This window comes from Alkaliflexus imshenetskii DSM 15055 (assembly GCF_000517065.1).
In the GTDB taxonomy this organism is placed as follows: Bacteria; Bacteroidota; Bacteroidia; order Bacteroidales; family Marinilabiliaceae; genus Alkaliflexus; species Alkaliflexus imshenetskii.
In genome coordinates this window covers 3592969-3613695 of sequence record NZ_KI912105.1, presented here as the reverse complement: position 1 = coordinate 3613695, position 20727 = coordinate 3592969, and the positions used below count along the sequence as shown (strand labels likewise).

Genomic DNA, 20727 nt, shown 5'->3' with positions numbered 1-20727 from the left:
CTGTGAAGGCAAAAAATCACTTAAAACAGAAAACGGATTTATGATCTCTTCTTGATATCATAAATCCGTTTTCAACTTTTATCTGACTCTGTTATTTAACCAGTTTAAAAACAAATCGCTGTCCGTTTCGAACCAACTCCACCAAATAAAACCCTTTTGGCAGGTGAGACACATTGATTCCTCCGGTTGTTCCGGAAACTGACAAAAGCGCCTTTCCGGCGGCATCATATAGCATCAATCTGTCGCTATCGCTTCCATCAGTCACAAAAAAACTGTCAATCACCGGATTAGGGAAAACACGCACATCGGGCAAAAGATAATCGGGTGAAGAGCTTGCAAGTTCAATCAGCTCTACCCTAACCTCCTTAAGGTTGATCGTTCCGGCTGCTGTGCCCAAATCAAATGCCAATCTGGCGGCCGCATCCGAAGCCTTACTCATGGTAAAAGTATAGGAGAATTCGCGTTCCTCAGTTCCAAAGCTTATCGCGTAATAATCGCTATACGCATCCCAGGGATCAACACTTCTACCGAGGTACACGGTACAGGCACGGCCTTGCGGCGAGGAACCTCTGATTACAATTCGGTATGTTTTATCTTTTTGCAATGATATATTGCCTTTGGTGAGCTGTGCATGCCAGCTTTGAGTTCCGGCAAGATTTACTGCAGCTACGAGGCTAGTCCCGTTATTCGACAAATTGCCTTGTGCACCACCCTGAATGTTCAAGAACCAGCCTGTATTTCCTGAGGTAAAGTCGCTTTGATATATTGGAGTTGAAACCACCTCCACCGGTTCGGGCATTTCATTATTTAAAAGTGCATCAACCAGAGGAGTGTAGAGTGACCCATTTTGTGGATTATAAATACCATACCCAGCACTAAACTCCCAGTATGCCCAGCTAAAACCCTGCTCCTCGAACCATCTGGCCATAAAGGTAGTCCAGCGAGCTCTGGATGCCATATCAGCCTTGCTGTATGCACCAAACTCTCCCACGTGAATGGGTATTTTCTGATTTTTTGAAAATGCGATGGTTCCGGCAAACTCGCTTATCACTAACTCCCGCTCAGCGCGTGTATCATTCCATTTTGTTCCCAGCCATTCATTGGTATGTGAACCTACCCACTCTGCGCCCTGATGTGTAAACTCAAACGGACTGTAATAATGTACCGACAGAATGATGTTTTCATCATCAGGCAAAACAATGTGCTGCACCCCGCTTAACCCGCCAAAATCGGCTGTTCCCATCAGTACTACCCGGTTGGGATTGGTCACGCGTATCACATCCAGCGCATCGGAGAACATGGTATTCCACATGGCGGGTGTGATGTTGCCATGCGGCTCGTTAAACACCTCAAAGAGTAAATCCTCAGGATAATCTTTAAAGAAATCAGCAATTTGTTGCCACTGAGCCAGAAAACGCGGCATTTGACCAGCCGGATCTGCAAAAAAATCTTCGTGATGGTGCATATTGATGATGGCCATCATACCATTGTCAAGAGCTTTATCAACCACCTCCTTTATACGTTGCAGAAACACGGGATAAATGGTGTAGGGCGCATTCGCCATGCTGCGATCGGCCGGCTCCCAGCGAATCGGTATGCGCACGTGTTTAAAGCCCAGATCTTCCATGATGTCAAAATACTCGGGCTTCCAGGGGTTGCTCCAAGCTGTTTCAGATGGTGCTTCAAATGCATTACCCATATTGATGCCACGTCCTAATCGCTGATTCACCTCAAAAGCATTCTCGCGATTTTGAGCAAACATGGATAAAAAAATGTAAATACTTAAAAAACACAGTGTAAAAACTCTTTTCATAGAAATTTGAATTAGGTGTAAAATATAACACTAAAGATTTGGCATAAATCACCATATAAGCTGATAAACAAGAAAAACAGGAACCCGGAAATTGAATATCAAATATAAATCATCTTCCTGGTCATTCCGCCATCGGCACGAATCTCTTCACCATTGATGAAATCGTTATCGGGTTGGCATAAAAACATCACAATACGAGCCACATCGGCGGATGTCCCAACTCTTGCTGAAGGATGCTGTGCATGATCTGCCTCCGAAAGTTCATCCTTGTTTCCCGTATGTATCCATCCGGGAGCAATACAATTTACAGTGATGCCGGTTCCTGCCAACGAGTTTGCCAATGCGTGTGTGAGCGATACCAAACCACCCTTTGAGGCACCATAGGCTTCACCTCCGGGTTCTGACATTATGTAACGGGTCGAGGCTATGTTGACGATTCGTCCATAACAACCCTTGGGATGTAACCGTGCAAATTCCCTGGCAAAAACAAATGGCGCCCGAAGGTTTACCGCAATCACATCATCCCAGAATGCAGTTGAACAAGCCTCCAACTCAGAAAAACAACTCACGCCAGCGTTGTTGACCAGCACATCGCAAAAGCCCCAATCGTCATGAAGGCGTTGAAAAAAAGTAACAATGTCATCTGAGTTAGAAATATCCAGCTTCGTGAAGCGCAATGAGCCATACCTAGCCAAAAGCGGACGAATGCCTGCTTCATCCTTATCCACAACCCACACTTCTGCACTGAGCGAGGCAAAAGCTTCAGCAATGGCATACCCGATGCCGTTGGCTCCGCCTGTAACCACTACCTTTTTACCTTTCATTTGCGAATTGTTGGTAAATTAAAACGTTTATTAAAAAGAGTCTAAAAATATATAAATCATTGATTACCCACAACAGCCAATCATCTTCCAGTAAATTGTTTAAATAAAATTCATCTCCGTGCAATGAGCGAAATACTAAACGCTACAAAACTATGAGAGCAGACTGTCCGAAGACAATCTGCTCATCACAATCCCCATAGAATCAAAATCTTATCTGTTTCTCAAACCTTTAACAACACTTTATGAAAGTCCCGGTCAAAAACGATTAAAATGTGAATTGCAGTTAATTCATTGAAAAGGCACTAAACATCCAATTCTCAACTTCCGAATCCGGATCCACAAAACCAAACTCAACACACCACATCCAGGGTATTAAATCAATTGATGCTTCCCAGGGTGATAGTTCAGCGATTTGATCCGATTCAAACATCCACTTTTCAACATCGGGCAGTTCATTGCGGTGAAGTAATTCATCCACCACCTCCGGCTCAAAATCAAACATCCACTCCATAAATGCAATCTCAAAATCGATACGCTCATCAGTGGGTAGCATCCAGTCCGAGAGTTCCATCATGTCTCGAATCATGAACAACTCCTCTGCCATGTTATCCATCATCCATTCCTCAATGAAAAAACAGACATCTCTGAAATTTCCAAACGCCAAATCGCATAACATCCATTTTTCCAAAGCAACCGGCTCCTCAAATGCGATTGTACTATTATACATGTAACTGAAATACATCGGCTCTGACGCTTTGTGGTCAGAAACCATTTGCTCCTGCGACAAACCGGCGAGGTGTATGAATGTAATCATTATCGCACCGGCGAAAAGTTTTAGGAAAGTTGCTCTCGTTTTCATGACCGTTCCTCCATTTAAAAGATGAAAATTATCCGGATATGAGAACCCGATAAGCAGGCTGAATGTAACTTTTCACATACGCCACGACCAACTCCTTTACACAGAAACAAAGAACGAATGTTATTCTCTGATTTGCCCTGCTGTTATTATATTATACGCTTGAGGGCATCGGTTCGTTACAAGGAACGAGATATCTTTTCATCAAATTAAGAAATATTTGACCAACAAGCAATATTTTATGACAAGTAAATTGAATTAAAAACCAATTTAACATCCCCAACAGTTGTAACACCTGATTTCACTTGATTTGCCAGCCACCAATAATCTCCCGGTGAGTGATTAAAGGTCGGTGCTATGGTCAAAAATAGCTATGTTTGCAAAAAAGAGTAACTGTCTATGAGAATCCTCCTGATTACGCCACCACTCACGCAATTGAACACCCCGTATCCGGCAACCCCTTACCTGAAAGGCTTTCTGGTATCTGAAGGTCATACTGTGTTTCAGGCTGATTTGGGCATTGAACTCATCAACAGAATATTCTCGAAACAAGGACTCACTTCGATATTTCAAAATTGCAAAACAAGCCGTAAGACCTCGCGCAGTGCCCGGCAAATGCTAATCCGCCAAAATGAATATATTGATACAATAGAGATGGTGATGCGGTATCTGCAGGGCAAGGAACCGACCCTGGCAATGCGCATCTGCAATGGCGAATGGCTGCCTCAAGGTTCGCGTTTTGAGCACATGGCCGATGTTGATTGGGCATTTGGCGCGCTGGGAAATAGTGAGATGGCCAAGCACATGGCCACACTCTATATCGAAGATTTGGCTGACTTCATAAAGGAGACCATCACACCAAGCTTTGAATTGAGCCGCTATGCAGAACATTTGTGCCTGCGTCTCCCTGAACTTGATCCACTGCTAACTGCCCTGTCGCAACCCGAATCTTTGCCAGACATTTGGCTGTCTGAACTTATTCAGGAAAAGTGTGAAACATTTAACCCCGAAATGGTATGTTTCTCAATCCCTTTCCCGGGTAATTTAATGGGTGCTTTTCGTTGCAGCCAACACATCCGCAAAAATGCTCCGGAAACCACTATCGTATGGGGCGGTGGCTTTGTGAGTACAGAATTGCGGCAGCTAAAAGATGGGCGTGTGTTTGATTATGCAGACTACATTGTTCTGGACGATGGCGAACCGGCACTAAGAGCCCTAATATCCCATCTTACAGAAAAAAAAGATACCTCAGCATTACACCAGACATTTAGGCGAAACAAAAACAGAGCAGTAGAGTTTTATCCCGGCAGGAAAGAACTTAGCATCCCTTTTGTGGAGATGCCTGCTCCCGACTACAGCGACCTGCTGCTCAACAGTTACATATCAACCATTGAGGTGGCCAACCCGATGCATAAAATGTGGAGCGATGGCCGTTGGAACAAACTCATACTGGCACATGGCTGTTATTGGGCTAAATGCGCCTTTTGCGACACATCACTGCCATACATCAACTGTTATGAAGCGCTTCCGGCAGAACGAATATGTGACCACATTGAAGCTGTAATGAAACAAACCGGATGCAGCGGCTTCCATTTTACCGATGAAGCAGCCCCTCCGCGCCTGCTAAAATCCCTCTCTGAAGAGATTCTGAAACGCAAACTCACCATCAGCTGGTGGACTAACATCCGTTTTGAAAAGACCTTTACACCTGACCTATGCCAACTTATGGCCAGAGCCGGTTGCATTGCCGTTTCGGGTGGAATTGAGGTTGCCTCTGACCGACTGCTCAAACTTATAAATAAAGGCGTAACCGTAGATCAAGCATTTAACACGGCAAGACACTTGAGTGAAAATGGAATTATGGTGCACGCCTACCTCATGTATGGCTTTCCGACACAAACATTGAAAGAAACCATTGAAGGCCTTGAGTCTGTTCGCCAAATGTTTGAAGAAGGCGTAATCCAGTCAGCCTTTTGGCATCGCTATGCCATGACGGTGCATAGTCCATCGGGACTTAACCCCCAACATTATGGTGCTGAATCCATCGTTAAAGAACCCGACAACTTTGCCAACAATGAGATTGCTTTTACCGACCATCAGAATATTGATCTTGACCACATAGGAGAAGCACTGCGAAAAGCTACATACAATTTCATGCATGGACATTGCCTCGACTGGCCTGCTAAAAAATGGTTTGCAAAATAAACCCGTTTAGCTGCCAATTGTATTTATTTGATGTAAAATTCCATACAATCCACACCTGCTGTCAGACGTTGAAAAACGCCTCGCCGTATGAATGTAATTGTATTATTTTTTCGGCGTTTTATTGAACAAATTACGCATAAAACCATTATTTTAAAGGGCGAATGGTCATATAGAAGGCTCGTGCTTTCGGGCTTCGTTAATGCGGGCTTAAAACATAAAAACGAAATACTGCTATGATAAAATCCAAATACATAAAACCGCTTACATCCTGCATGGTTGCAATTCTGCTGCTCGGTTTCAGCAGTTGCAGCCAGCGCGCACTTAAGAATAAGGTACAGGAAACACTCAAATCGAAGATTGAGGCGCTACACGAAGATTCACTGGCGATGGAACGTGACCACTTCTACAGCCCCGAAATTCTGCCATCACTTTACCAGAAAGACGGTGAACCTATAACTGTCAAATGGGACAGTAAAGAGAACGTAGAACAGTTCGTCAATTTCATCCGCACAATAAATCAGGATGGTCTGAACCCCGAGGATTATCACCTCACTCAGATTGAGAAACTCTATAATAAGATGGTCTCCACCCGAAATACCGAAGCTGAAGAAATCGTTCGGCTGGAGCTTTTACTTACCGATGCCTTTCTGTTGTTATCATCGCATTTGGCCAGAGGTAAAACCGATGCTGAAACAATTGACCCACAATGGAATGCCGCACGCCGGGATTTACAAATTGAATGGAATCAGTTTCTGGATTCCACACTTACACTTAAAAATGTAACAAAAAACCTGCGAAAACTTTCTCCCAACCACCATGAATATGACAACCTCCGCAAAGCGCTGGCTATTTATCAACAATTGGCAGAAAATGGCGGATGGCAGCGGATTGAAACCAACTTACAAAAGATGGAATTTGGTATGACGCATCCCGATGTGGCCATGTTGAGAAAGCGACTGTCTGTTACGCAAGGCGAGATACGACCCGACTCGGCCGACGCCAACTATTTTGACAGAACCCTGGAGAGTCATGTGAAAATTTTTCAGACACGAAACGGATTAACAAGTGACGGAGTAATAGGGCGGCAAACCATCGAAATTCTCAACATTCCCATTGAAGAACGCATTGCCACCATCGAAATTAATCTGGAACGATGGCGTTGGCTCAGCGAAGACTTGGGACAGCGTTACATCATTGTGAACATAGCCAACTTTGAGCTACAAGCTTTTGAAAATGATACTCTGGTACTTGTGAGCGATGCCATTGTGGGCAGACCTTATCGTAAAACGCCTGTGTTTAGTAGTTTAATGACTTATCTGGTTCTGAATCCCGACTGGACAGTGCCTCCCACCATACTGCGAAATGATGTGATTCCGGAGGTAGCCAAAAATCAAAACTATCTGACAGAAAAGAGGATGCGCGTGATAACAAACGCAGGCAAAGAGGTGGATCCATCCACCATTGACTGGAGCAGAGCCAACAAATCGGGATTTCCTTATATGATTAGACAAGATCCGGGAGCCGACAATGCCCTTGGTCGTGTCAAATTCATGTTTCCGAACCCGCACAATGTCTACATCCATGACACACCTACCCGCAACCTTTTTAGCCGCACCGACCGTACATTTAGTTCAGGCTGCATCCGCATTAACAAGCCAATTGAACTCACTCATTGGCTCTTAAGCAGCGATCCAGCGTGGACGCCTGGAAATATTAAGCGAGTGTTAGACCAAGGCCGACAACGAACCGTGCATCTTAACAAACCAGTGCACGTACACATCATTTACCTTACGGCGATGGCAACTGAAGATGGTGCTGCCTATTTCAGGAGAGATGTGTATGACCGTGACAATCAGCTGTTGACAGCCCTCAGAAAGAAGCACCTTTCAGAAGAAACTACCGAATAGCCATCCGACAAATCCGAAATGGGTTGTTGATATTTACTGATTACAACTGCACATGAAGAGACAAAACCGCCTTTAATTCAGGATTAGAAGCGAGAAATGATGGCGTTTCTGTGAAAAATGCCGACAAACCCTGAATGGCCTTTTCACGCACCTGCAATTTGGTTTTTTGATGATATTGGTTTTCGGGATGATAGATGTAGAGGCAAGAGCCGCCAGCCAACTGGCGAATAATGCGTTCATGGTCAACTTGCGGGATGGCAGGACAGCCGTGGCTGCGCCCTAAACGGCCATGACGTTGAATAAAATCATAACTCACATAATCGGCACTGTGCATCACAATGGTACGCTGACGCGCCTTATCGTTAATCCCTTCCTCCATGCCATCTAAATACAGTGACATGCCGTGACGGCCATAATATATATTGCCAGTAACATAAAATCCCAGACTGCTCTGATAAGATGATGGTGTATTTGAGAACTTTGTGGCAAACAACTCACCACTGTTCTGGCCGTGAGAAACAAGACTCTGATGCACCACTTTCATTTTATCCACATCAATAATCCAGAGACGCTCATCGTTTGACGACAAGGAGAAATCGATGACGGTTAACAGATTATTTGAGATGGCATTGGTGGTTTTGAGATGGAAAAATCCTGTGATGGCTTTTTTAAAAACATTGAAAGCAGGTCTGCCTTCATCGCCTTGCAGCTTGTCGTAAAATAACGCAATATAATTTTCAAATTCGGTGGAGAACTCTGATCCAACATGTGTGGATTCAGTTGTATAGGTGAAACTAAAAGGAGTTACTAAAAAAAATACCGCACAAACCAACATCAACTTTCTAATCATAACAAAACAAATAATGGTGATTACTAATACCTTGAATACGGACAAGCGTGAATAAAGGTTTGCTTTTTTTTGCATTTTCAAAAAACCAACGTTGAAACCAATCCTGAATGGACACAAAACAAACCTAATCAAGTGCCTTTATATTTTTTCCGAAAAAGAGCACTGATAATACACCCAAAGGCACAAAGATAGCAATCAGCGTAAAAATTGGAACGTATGAATTCCTTGTCACTATGGGAACAATAAAGTTCATTAAAATAACTGATGATAAACCTACGGTTCCACCTATTCCGGCAAGGGTGCCTACTGATTTCCCGCTAAAAAGGTCGCTGGGAATGGTTTGAATGTTGCTTATGGAAAACTGAAATCCAAACAGAACAGTAGCCAGTACAGGCACAAATTTCAAAGGTGTATCGGCCCAGAAGATGGTACCTGATAATCCTGCAACCATTAACACTGCACCTGCGATTATAGCGCCTTTGCGTGCAAAACCAACCGAATGTCCAATTTTTAGCAACCTTCCGGAAAACCAGCCACCGGCAATGCTACCAAAAGCCGCACCTACGTATGGCATCCATGCAAACATGCCAATTTGCTTCACATCAAAACCATATACATCGTATAAATAGACCGGCAACCAGCCCATGAAAAAGAACCACACCGGCTCAGTAAAAAAACGACCCATAAGCACTGCCCACGACTGCCGGTACTTTAATACTCCAAACGCACCAGGTGCTGGTTTAGTATCTGAAGCTGTTAAACTTAAATCCTTTCCATCGCATATATGATGTTTCTCGGCATTGGTAATCCAAGGATGATTTGCAGGTTGCTTTTTATTTATGATTAACCACGGAATCAACCATAAAAATCCGAGCGAACCCACTATCAAAAAAGTCACTTTCCAGCCAAATGCCACAAAAAGAAAAGCAATTAAAGGCGGTGCCACCACAGCACCTAAAGATGCTCCGGCATTGAATATTCCCTGTGCGATAGCCCGCTCGCGCAGCGGAAACCATTCAGCATTACTTTTCACAGCACCGGGCCAGTTACCCGCCTCACCCAGTCCAAGCGTGGCGCGCAGTATAGAAAAAGAAACCAAACCGCGACCAAAACTATGAAGCATTGAAGAGGTACTCCACACCAAAAGACTTAGGACATAACCCAGTCGCGTACCAACCTTGTCGAATACACGACCGCTAAGCATCTGCCCCAAAGCATACGCCACCATAAAAGTATTGAGAATGATTGCGTAATCTCCTTTGTCGAGCCCCAGGTCACCGGCAATTCCCGGCCACATGATAGCCAGCGCCCACCTGTCGATGTAATTTATTACAGTAGCTATTCCAATCAATCCAATAATCCACCACCGCAATCCATTAATTTTAAACATGACCCAACACCTCTACTGTTTCACAAGAATGACTTTCTTCAAATATTTTGGTTAGGATTTAGGATGTTTTACTTTCTTTTCTTCCGTTTTTTAGCAGGCTGCTCCTCCAGTGCAAGCTCCTCTTCGATAAGCGATTTCCAGTCGTGCTTAGCAGCCTCAGAAATATCAATGGTTGCCTCGTAATCATCTTTATTGATGGTCATCACAGCCACAGGTTTATCCAGATAGGATTCTATTTCATCTAAAACTTCACGCTCTTCACTACTGCAAAAAGATATGGCTTTGCCACGATTAGTCCCTCTTCCCGTTCTACCCACACGGTGCACATAATTCTCAGCTTCCTGAGGCAAATCGTAGTTCACCACAAACTCCACACTTGGAATGTCAATTCCACGGGCGCTCACATCGGTGGCAATGAGAATCTTATTGGCACCACTGCGAAAATCCTCCATCACTTGCGAACGTTGCCCTTGATCCTTATCGCCATGAATGGTCTGACTGGTAATACCTACCCTTTCGAGCGCTTTGGTAACTCGTTCGGCACGTACTTTGGTGCGCACAAACACCAGGATCTTGCTTTCAGGATTCTCCTTAATGATACGCTCCAAAAAGAAGCGCTTATCGTCCATCTCGATATATGCAACTGCATGGTCAATGTTTTTCGACACCGGGTCTTTAGGAGATATCTGGATGCGAACGGCGTGTTTTACCAGTCCATAGGCCAAATCCTTGATTTTCTCGTCGATGGTGGCGGAGAAAAAGAGTGTCTGCCTTCGGCGAGGTAAACGCTGCACAAGCTGCTGCATGTCGTTATAAAAACCACGTTCGAGCATGTGATCGGCCTCGTCGAGGATAAGTATTTCAACCGATTTGAATGACAAATGACCTTGAGCTGCAAGGTCGAACATTCTCCCTGGTGTAGCCACCAACACATCCACACCATTCTTTAAATGGGCAATTTGAGGATCTTGTTCCACACCACCGTATAAACCAATAACCTTAAAACCAAGACCTCCAGACAAATCTTTAAAAACTTTTGCTACCTGAATGGCCAGTTCGTGCGTAGGAACCATCACCAGGCATCGCATGCTTCCCGACTCTATGCTGACGCGGGAGCTACAAAGCAACTGTATAACCGGTATGGCAAAAGCGGCAGTTTTTCCGGTTCCCGTTTGTGCAATGGCCAAAACATCCTCGCCTTTAAGTATCGGCGGAATACACTTATACTGAATATCTGTGGGACGCTTAAAGTCCAGAGACTCTAAATTTCGGGTCAATCCCGAGAGAAAATTATACTTGGTAAACTTCATAACTTATCCTGCTTAAGCAAAAAACGTGAATCCTGCGGTCAATGAAAATTTCAGGCTACAAAGGTATTAAAAGCGAAGGACAAAACCCATTGTACAATCAAACCGGTACAAATGGAGGAATAAGAGACTGCTTAAAGTTTGTAACAGCTCAACTTTATAGTTATAGATGCTAGATATTTAAACTGATAGACAAGATAAAACAGAAAAAAGATGAATCTATCAGCTTTATCAACTACGCTATCTGTCTAAAATCTAACACTCTTTGCCTCTAATTCATGTTTCGTAAACTAAATTTAAACAGCTATTAAAATAACCACTTAAAAATTAACACACTTATATATAAAGCCTTAAACATATATAACAATACATTATCAACCCATCCGGATGACATTTTACCACCCCAATTACTCCTTTGAGACACAATCATAGCCCATTTAAAAACATTCTGCACCTATGAATTCAACATTAATTTTGTTGTTTTGTGTTTAGAAACGTAAATTTAACTTTCAATAAAAGTTTAGTTTCCTTGAATTTACCAAGCTAGAAATAATTAGCATAACTTTAATTCATAAACACATGAGAAAACTATTATTGCTTTTCGCTTTGGCAGGAATATTCCTAACCTCCTGTAGCGATGAGAATGTACTGACTGTTTCATCACCCGATGGCAGTATCAACGTTCGTTTTGAAATCGACAACGGCAAACCATTTTACAGTATCAATCAAAAAGGAAAAGCCGTGATAAAACCATCGGCTTTAGGCTTTCATTTGCAGGAAATGGCTCCGCTTACCGACAACTTCAGGATTCTAAAAAGCACGAAAACAACTTTTGACGAAACCTGGGAACAGGTATGGGGTGAAAAACAGTTTATACGTAACCATTACAATGAATTGCTAATCGAACTCCAGGAAAAAGAGGGTGACAATCGAAAAATGAATGTAGTATTCAGAATTTTCGACAATGGGGTAGCTTTTCGTTACATTATTCCTCAGCAAGAAAATCTCAACAATTTTGTCATTATGGACGAGATTACGGAGTTTGTGATGGCTGATGATCATACAGCATGGTGGATTCCCGCCTATCAGGAGCACCGATACGAATATCTGTACAGCGAAACCAAACTGAGTGAGATGGGTTCTGTACACACTCCGGTTACTTTTAAGACCAACGACGGACTTTTCCTCTCTATACATGAAGCAGCTTTGGTTGACTTTGCCAGCTTTGTTGTGGAATCGCTGCCTGGTAACCGACTCAAAACAGACCTGGTACCTTGGGCTGATGGCACAAAAGTTAAAACACAGGCTCCAATGGAGTCGCCCTGGCGTACCATTCAAATTGCTGAAAAACCTGGCGACCTCATCACCAACTATATGGGGTTAAACCTCAATGAACCCAACAAACTTGATGACATCTCCTACGTGAAACCATCAAAATATATGGGTATCTGGTGGGCACTCCACATTGGCAAAAACACCTTCTGGCGTGGTCCCGATTTAGGTGCTACAACCGAAAATGCCAAATACTATATCGACTTTGCCTCCAAACACAATATTCCGCTGCTGCTTATTGAGGGTTGGAATCCCGGATGGACCACAGAATGGTATCTCGATGCCATGCACGAGTTTATCTTCACACAAAGCGTTCCCGAGTTTAACATCGAAGAGGTTGTAAAATATGGTAATGAAAGAGGCGTGAAACTTATTGGGTATCATGAAACCGGCTCAAACTTAGTCAACTACCTCAACCAAATAGACGAAGGTTTTGAACTCTATCGAAGACTGGGCATCAACGATATTAAAATTGGTCAGGTTGGTACCAAACTCAATATGAAAGAGTGGCACCACGGACAGTTCGGTGTGAATTATTACCATGACGTACTGATGAAGGCCCATGCCAATCGTCTGGCAGTGAATTTCCACGAACCAATTAAGCCAACAGGTTTGAGAAGAACCTATCCCAACCTGATGACAGCTGAAGGTGGTCGTGGCATGGAATACAACGCCTGGAGCGAAGGCAACCCGCCAAATCACGAAACCATCATTCCATTTACCCGTCTTTTGGCAGGACCAATGGATTATACGCCCGGCATTTTTGATGTGATGATTAAATACCGCGAAGGACGCCGCGTACACACAACCGTTGCCAAACAGTTGGCACTATACGTGATTATCCATTCACCCACTCAAATGTTAGCCGATTTACCCGAAAACTACGACGGCCATCCTGCCTTCCAGTTTTTGTTAGATGTGCCGGTTGACTGGTTCGATACGCAAGTGCTGAATGCTGAAATTGGCCAATACATTACAATGGTAAGGAAAGACAGACACAGCAATGACTGGTATTTGGGCAGTTTAACAAACGAAAAACCACGCAATTTAGAGGTGAAACTCTCATTTCTTGATGCCGGCAAAAAATACAAAGCGCAGATTTACGCCGATGGGGCGGATGCCGATTGGGAATCAAATCCAACCCCCGTTAGCATCACCGAGATGGAAGTGGACAACAACACTATTCTGAATCTGGAACTGGCCGCAGGCGGTGGACAGGCCATTCGATTTGTCCCTGTCAACTAATACCGCTTGAATAAATCTTTCGGAACACTATTTTAGACCTAAGCCAAGGGGGTGTCTTAACAGGCATCCCCTTTTTAATCTTCTTCACAATGGTTTTCCCTAAAAAACGATGACCATCTTAATAAATGACCATATCTTTGAAAAATGAGTAAAAATAAGGGCGTGTGATATTTACTCAATTTTGGAAACGAAAATGAATGCTAAATTTCACAAACCCCGCACCAAATCCCTTAATCGTCGACTTATTGACTCTTATGCATTCATCATACAATAATTTAACGAACCATTATTAATTATTCACAATTAAACCATTACCGAAATGAGACGAATCTTTTTTTCATTGGTACTCGCATTGGCATTATCTGCCTGTGGCAATCAACCGCAGCAGTCACAGGTTCTTGAATCACCAGCCCTCACCGAAGTAGAGCAGGCTTTTATGAATAATCTGGCCTCACTTTGTGGAAAATCCTTTGCAGGTAAGGAGACATACACCAAAGAAGGGCGCGACAGATGGGCACATCGCAGCATGGTAATCTATATTACCACTTGTGAACACGACGAGGTGCATATACCATTTCATATTGATGACGACCAGTCGCGCACATGGATGTTCATCAATGACCATGGTAAACTCAGGTTTCGTCACGATCACCGCCTCGACGACGGCACACCCGAGGATCTCACACTTTATGGCGGATATGCTGATGGCAATGGCACGGCTTTTAATCAATCGTTTCCTGCCGATGAATACACAAATACACTGCTAAACGATGAATTGGATCGTCAGTGGAATGTCATCCTTTCCGAGGACTTATCAACCATGACTTATGAACTCGGATATTTAGGCGAGATTGTATTTCGTGCCGAATTTGACCTTACTACGCCATTGGAATAAACCATCTAAACCATCCAATCTATGATAAAAAACTCTATTCTGATAACCATATTATCAGTATGGCTATCGGCATGCATATCAACACAAACAAGTGACCCTTCTTCGGATGTAATTCGGGTTAACGGAAAGAACATATACACAGTTTTTGGCGAGCAGCTTGTGATGCGCGGTGTAAACGAGATGTTTATCTGGTCTGATGACACAACCGGAGAAATAACTATACCCCAAATAGCAAAAACGGGGTCGAATACGCTGCGCATTGTTTGGCTAAGCAACAATGAGAACGGCAAAGCAACACCCGAAAACTTAGATCGGATAATTCAAAACACTGCAGACAACGGCATGTTTCCAATGCCTGAACTGCATGGCGCAACCGGAAAGTGGGAAAAGTTGAATGAGCAGGTTGATTATTGGACAGATTCAGCCATTGTAGCTGTTCTCAAAAAACATGAATCCTATCTGCTACTGAACATTGCCAACGAATGTGGCGACCACGGCATAGATGCCGAAACATTTACAGAAGGATACAAACATGCCATTGACAGGATTAGAGCCACTGGGTTACGGTGTCCGCTGGTGATTGATGCCTCGGGCTGGGGGCAGGATTTGGAGATACTTCTTGCCACAGGGCCAAAGTTACTGGCTCACGACCCGTTGCAAAACCTTATCTTCTCAGTGCACATGTGGTGGGTTTCCGATGACGGCTCTACGCAACGCATAGTAGAAGGCATTGAACGTTCGGTAGCACTCGATTTGCCAATAATCGTAGGAGAATTTGCCCCGATGGGTGTTGGCTGCGCCAGAAGCATCGACTACGAAACCATCATGGAACAATGCGAAAAACATCAAATCGGATGGCTGGCATGGTCATGGGGAAAAGTACGCAACGGCGACTGCCCTGAAATGGATATGACGCAAGGTGAACACAGAGGCATGTTCGAAGGCCTTACCGACTGGGGGTTAGAGGTTGCCGTAACCCATCCCTTTTCGATACAAAATACCGCGGCAAAACCAAGGATAAAATAAATCTGAACATTCCATATTAATAAACTGTGCTCCATATATGTTAATGGATAAAACCAAACATCGGTCAGCAAGTTTTCTTTTCTCATAAAAAAGTGGTTATTTCGCACATTATTATAAACTTTAAAATCGACTGACAGAAAGTGAGAAAATGGCGTATTGAAGATTCTGCTGAACTCTACAACATCAACGGTTGGGGAGTCGATTACTTTTCCATCAACGAGAAGGGAAATGTAACAGTGACGCCCAAAGCCGGTAACGGCGGGGTTGATCTGAAAGAACTCATGGACGAACTGATGATTCGTGACGTCTCAAACCCGGTACTTATCCGTTTCCCGGATATTCTTGACAACCGGATTGAAACCATATCCAACTGTTTTAAATTGGCAGCTGAAGAGTACCAGTACAAAGCGCAAAACTTCATCATCTACCCCATCAAAGTAAACCAAATGCGACAGGTGGTGGAAGAGATTGTGAGTCACGGAAAAAAGTTTAATATCGGACTGGAAGCCGGTTCAAAGCCCGAATTGCATGCCGTATTGGCCATCAATACCGAAACCGACTCCCTCATTATCTGTAACGGATATAAAGACGAAGATTATATTGAGTTGGCTCTATTGGCTCAAAAAATGGGGAAACGAATTTTCATTGTAGTTGAAAAACTTAATGAACTGCGCCTCATTGCATCAGTAGCCAAACGACTCAAAATAAGACCAAACATTGGTGTGCGCATCAAACTGGCAAGCAGCGGCAGCGGCAAGTGGGAAGAGTCAGGTGGTGACAGCAGTAAGTTCGGACTTACCTCGAGCGAACTTCTGGAAGCACTCGAAATTTTGGAAAAGAACAAAATGGAGGAATGTTTGCGACTCATCCATTTTCACATAGGCAGTCAGGTTACCAAAATACGACGCATTAAAACTGCGTTGCGCGAAGCGGCTCAGTTTTACGTGCAATTGCATAAACTGGGCTTCAAAATCGATTTTGTGGACATAGGCGGTGGACTTGGCGTTGACTACGACGGCACCAAATCGTCGATGAGTGAGAGTAGCGTAAACTACACGATTCAAGAGTATGTGAACGACTCTATTTCTCACTTTGTAGATGCGGCAGACAAAGAGGACATCCCCCACCCCAACGTGATTACCGAATCGGGGCGGTCGTTAACAGCGCACCACTCTGTACTGATATTTGAAGTACTCGAAGCCACTTCTCCTCCCATGTGGAAGGATGAAGACGAAATACAGGAAGATGATCATGAGTTGGTTCACGAGCTTTATGATTTGTGGGACAAACTCAACCAAACCCGTATGCTCGAGACCTGGCACGATGCACTCCAAATACGCGAGGAGGTGTTGGATCGCTACAGCCTTGGCGTGCTCGATCTGGTTACCCGAGCCAAAGTTGAGCGGCTGTTCTGGTCCGTAGCCAATGACATTCACCAAATGGCTGTGGCCACCAAACATGCACCTGACGAGTTCAGAAACATGTCTAAAATATTGTCTGACAAATACTTCTGCAACTTCTCGCTGTTTCAGTCACTACCTGACTCGTGGGCAATCGATCAGATTTTCCCCATCATGCCTATTCATAGGCTCGATGAAAAACCAACGAGAAATGCCACACTTCAGGACATCACCTGCGACTCGGATGGGAAAATTGACAATTTCATTGCCACACGCAACATCTCGCACTATCTGCCAGTTCACTCTTTAAAATCAAGGGAAACCTACTATATTGGCGTGTTCCTTGTGGGAGCTTATCAGGAGATACTAGGTGATTTGCACAATTTGTTTGGCGATACCAACGCCGTTCACGTGAGCGTAACCAAAGCCGGCTACGAAATTGAACAAATCATTGATGGCGAATCGGTAGCTGAGGTACTCGAATATGTGCAATACAATCCCAAAAAGCTTGTTCGCACTGTTGAAACCTGGGTTACAAGTTCTGTCAAAAACGGAAAAATATCAGCCGAAGAAGGAAAAGAGTTCCTCTCAAATTACCGGTCTGGTCTCTATGGATACACTTACCTGGAGTAGCTTTTCAAACTAACAGGGTATTAAAAAAAATAATCCCGCCATCTGGAATTATCTTCAGGATGGCGGGATTAGTATTTATTGATGCCTGTGATTCGTAGAGAATCAGGTTTACACGTTAGCCACTTTAATGATGTCGGCAAACACACCGGCAGCCGTTACATCAGCACCGGCACCATATCCTTTGATTTGCATCGGATGTTCAAAATAGTTCTCCGACCATATAAGAATAATGTTGTTGCTACCTTCCAAATCATAAAATGGGTGGTTCTTCTCCACTTCTATCAGGCCAACCCGGGCCTTCCCATCAGAAAGACGTGCCGCATAACGCAAACGCTTACCTTCAGCTTCGAGTTTTTTACGTCGCTCCTCAAATGAAGCATTCAGTTCCGAAACGCGCTCCATAAATGCTTCCAGTGAAGGAAGCTTTATGTATTCGGCAGGCACAAAAGGTTCAACCTCCACATCGTCCTTCTCGAGCACATAACCAGATTCACGGGCAAGAATGAGCAGTTTACGCACCACATCGGTTCCGCTGAGATCAACACGTGGGTCGGGTTCGCTAAAACCTTTTTCACGAGCCTCGGCAATAACAGCCGACAAAGGACGTTCCTGTGAAAGAGTGTTCACTATATAGTTAAGGGTTCCGGATACAACCGCTTCCAGACGCACAATTTTATCGCCGCTACGAACCAGATCGTTAATGGGTGCAATGATTGGCAGACCTGCACCCACATTGGTTTCGAAATAGAATTTCACACCCTTTTCACGCGCGGTGGACTTCAACCGGTTGTATGCAGCATAACTGGAGGAGCTGGCTATTTTATTTGCCGTAACCACAGACACGTTGGCGTCGAGTAGAGACTGATATATTGCAGCCACATCTTCGCTTGCTGTGCAATCTACAAACACGCTGTTGGCCACATTCATTTCAATAATTCTATTCTTAAAATCGTTAATAGAACCCGCAATACCATCCTTCTCCAGCTGCGATACAACCGTATCAGGGTTCAGACCCTCACGCTCAAGAAGCATCGAACGGCTGCCTGCAACACCTACCAGACGAATCTTTAATCGATTCTCTTTCATCAGCTTATCGGCCAGGCTACTTACCTTCTTCAAAAGTTTGCTTCCCACTGTGCCTTTTCCTGCAAGGAACAGATTTAGTCTGAAATAATCCGACAAGAAAAAGGACTCATGTATCACGTTAAGCGCTTTACGAATGTCCCGCTCCTTAATTACAAAAGAGATATTAAGTTCCGAAGCTCCCTGTGCGATAGCATAAACATTGACCCCGTTTTTCCCTACGCTGTTAAACAGCAATCCGGCAATTCCGGTGGTATGTTTCATGTTTTCGCCCACAATAGCCACCACTGCCATCTCATCGTCTATTGTGATGTTGTTAATCTGCTTGTGTGCTATTTCCCGACGAAACTCGTGCTCAATGGCCGATTGGGCTATGGCAGTTTGCTCTGAATCAATTACGATGGAAATGCTGTTTTCGGATGATGCCTGCGAAATAAGAATCACATTCACCTCACGTGCTGCCAATGAGGAGAACAGCCGCATAGAGATTCCGGTAACACCTACCATCCCAATCCCTTGCACTGTAACCAAAGAGACATTCTTTATTGAGGATATCCCTTTAATCTGGCGCGAACCGGTGGTACCCGATTCGGTGGAAATTAAAGTACCCGGGGCATCGGGATTAAACGTATTTTTAATTTTTATGGGAATATGCTTTTGATAAACCGGTAAAATGGTTGGCGGATAAATCACTTTGGCACCAAAATGAGACAACTCCATGGCCTCGGAATAACTCAGTTTATCGATGCAGTAGGCACGGGAAATCACGCGGGGGTCGGCAGTCATAAAACCATCCACATCGGTCCAAATCTCCAGCACATTGGCGCCAAAAGCAGCTGCCAGCAATGCAGCCGTATAGTCAGAGCCCCCTCTTCCGAGCGTAGTGTTTTCGTCTCTGTTGTTGGAGCTTATAAATCCGGGAAAGAGGGAAAGCTTACCAAGATGCCCGCTAACCGCTTGGAGCAGATGATTGGTTTCATCTACAATAACCTGATTGCGACCATATTCATAGTTTGTTTTGATGAACTCACGGCTATCGAACCACTGCGCATTCAAATAGATAGCAATAATTTTAGACGACAACCGTTCGCCAATACCTGAGAGGCTTTCAAAGCTTTTACGACTTAGTTCCCGAATCATAAAAACGCCTCTGAGAATGACCCGCAGTTCGTCAATATCAGGTTCAATAAGCCTTTCAACTTCGGGTCGCGCCGGAGAATCAAAAAGTTTGCTGATAATTTCCAGATGGGTTTCTATAATTGCATCCAGTTGGTCAAAACATGCGCGATCCCCTTCGCCAGCCAGCTTGGCCGCCCGAATCAGTCGGTCAGTAACTCCGCCTACCGCCGACACTACAACGATCACCTGTTCGTCGATGGATGATACAATTTCCTTTACACGGATTATGGTTTCAGCTGAACCTACAGAAGTCCCGCCAAATTTCAATACTCTCATACAAACAGATTGGATGGATTAATCATAGTTTTAAGATACGCCTGAAAGATTAAAATTCCCCCCTAAGGGGTGGTGAGAAAGAAACCTAATTTTTTGTATAAATATGCACAAAGTCTCATATCAGGCATCTAATTATGCGTAAAACACAAAAATACACAAAAAACACAAGTTACAAAGCATTTTGATGCAATAATGGAAATGAAGAATTAACAACATGATAGAAAACAATTTAACTTGCTACCCATCCTGTTCAATATCCATTAAAAATTAATCCATAATGTATATTAAATCATGATTAGTGTCACATTTTTATATGTTTTGTAAAAAAAGAGGTGTTTATATGCAACAAAAATTAAAATGCCAGCGTAAAAAATTCTACAGAAAACGGACTCAAATCATAGTATTTTTCTATGTTTGTCGGTTAACTGATTATAGCACCTAAAAACTGTTATCAAACGTGAATTATTGTTTTATCAATCTAAGGAGATAAAAGAGTAAAACAAATA

The 20727-nt window shown here is 43.7% G+C and carries 13 protein-coding genes; 6 read left to right on the top strand and 7 right to left on the bottom strand.

The features are described from left to right. Positions 1–91: 91 nt before the first annotated feature. The 3 genes from ALKIM_RS0114950 to ALKIM_RS0114940 form a co-directional block, all read right to left on the bottom strand. Positions 92–1813 carry a cellulase family glycosylhydrolase gene (locus ALKIM_RS0114950; RefSeq protein WP_026475347.1) on the bottom strand — a complete coding sequence of 574 codons (1722 nt, stop codon included), beginning with the start codon at positions 1811–1813 and terminating at the stop codon, positions 92–94. A gap of 98 nt (positions 1814–1911) precedes the next feature. Then, a complete protein-coding gene (locus ALKIM_RS0114945; protein ID WP_026475346.1) occupies positions 1912–2637 on the bottom strand; it encodes an SDR family NAD(P)-dependent oxidoreductase in 726 nt (241 codons plus the stop codon). Positions 2638–2920: 283 nt separating this feature from the next. Further along, positions 2921–3496, bottom strand: a complete 576-nt coding sequence (locus ALKIM_RS0114940; RefSeq protein ID WP_157363932.1) for a hypothetical protein — start codon at positions 3494–3496, stop codon at positions 2921–2923. Positions 3497–3892: 396 nt separating this feature from the next. Between ALKIM_RS0114940 and ALKIM_RS18805 the strand changes: the two genes are divergently transcribed. Both ALKIM_RS18805 and ALKIM_RS18800 read left to right on the top strand, forming a co-directional pair. Beyond that, the gene (locus tag ALKIM_RS18805) at positions 3893–5698 is read left to right on the top strand and encodes a B12-binding domain-containing radical SAM protein (protein WP_044117999.1); all 1806 of its coding nucleotides are present in this window, start codon (positions 3893–3895) and stop codon (positions 5696–5698) included. Positions 5699–5931: 233 nt separating this feature from the next. Continuing rightward, positions 5932–7605, top strand: a complete 1674-nt coding sequence (locus ALKIM_RS18800; protein ID WP_052345592.1) for a L,D-transpeptidase family protein — start codon at positions 5932–5934, stop codon at positions 7603–7605. Positions 7606–7645: 40 nt separating this feature from the next. On the opposite strand, the gene ALKIM_RS18795 is transcribed toward ALKIM_RS18800, so the two are convergent. The 3 genes from ALKIM_RS18795 to ALKIM_RS0114910 form a co-directional block, all read right to left on the bottom strand. Continuing rightward, complete coding sequence (locus tag ALKIM_RS18795) at positions 7646–8455, bottom strand: murein L,D-transpeptidase catalytic domain family protein (RefSeq protein ID WP_157363930.1); 810 nt, start codon at positions 8453–8455, stop codon at positions 7646–7648. Between the two features lie 124 nt (positions 8456–8579). Next, positions 8580–9845: an MFS transporter gene (locus ALKIM_RS0114915; protein WP_026475344.1), complete on the bottom strand. Its 1266-nt coding sequence runs from the start codon at positions 9843–9845 to the stop codon at positions 8580–8582. 68 nt (positions 9846–9913) lie between these two features. Beyond that, entirely contained in the window at positions 9914–11155 is a 1242-nt protein-coding gene (locus ALKIM_RS0114910) for a DEAD/DEAH box helicase (RefSeq protein ID WP_026475343.1), read from the bottom strand. A 576-nt stretch (positions 11156–11731) separates the two neighbouring features. On the opposite strand from ALKIM_RS0114910, the gene ALKIM_RS0114905 reads away from it, so the two are divergent. The 4 genes from ALKIM_RS0114905 (at position 11732) to speA (ending at position 17683) form a co-directional block, all read left to right on the top strand. After that, entirely contained in the window at positions 11732–13729 is a 1998-nt protein-coding gene (locus ALKIM_RS0114905; protein WP_026475342.1) for a glycoside hydrolase family 97 protein, read from the top strand. A 319-nt stretch (positions 13730–14048) separates the two neighbouring features. Further along, positions 14049–14624, top strand: coding sequence for a membrane lipoprotein lipid attachment site-containing protein (locus ALKIM_RS18790; RefSeq protein ID WP_052345590.1), 576 nt, complete (start codon positions 14049–14051; stop codon positions 14622–14624). Between the two features lie 21 nt (positions 14625–14645). After that, positions 14646–15650 carry a glycoside hydrolase family 5 protein gene (locus ALKIM_RS18785; protein ID WP_052345589.1) on the top strand — a complete coding sequence of 335 codons (1005 nt, stop codon included), beginning with the start codon at positions 14646–14648 and terminating at the stop codon, positions 15648–15650. Positions 15651–15790: 140 nt separating this feature from the next. Further along, the gene (gene speA, locus ALKIM_RS0114890; protein ID WP_026475341.1) at positions 15791–17683 is read left to right on the top strand and encodes a biosynthetic arginine decarboxylase; all 1893 of its coding nucleotides are present in this window, start codon (positions 15791–15793) and stop codon (positions 17681–17683) included. A gap of 108 nt (positions 17684–17791) precedes the next feature. Here the strand turns inward: speA and thrA are convergent, their stop codons facing one another. After that, entirely contained in the window at positions 17792–20221 is a 2430-nt protein-coding gene (gene thrA / locus ALKIM_RS0114885; protein ID WP_026475340.1) for a bifunctional aspartate kinase/homoserine dehydrogenase I, read from the bottom strand. Positions 20222–20727 lie beyond the last annotated feature (506 nt).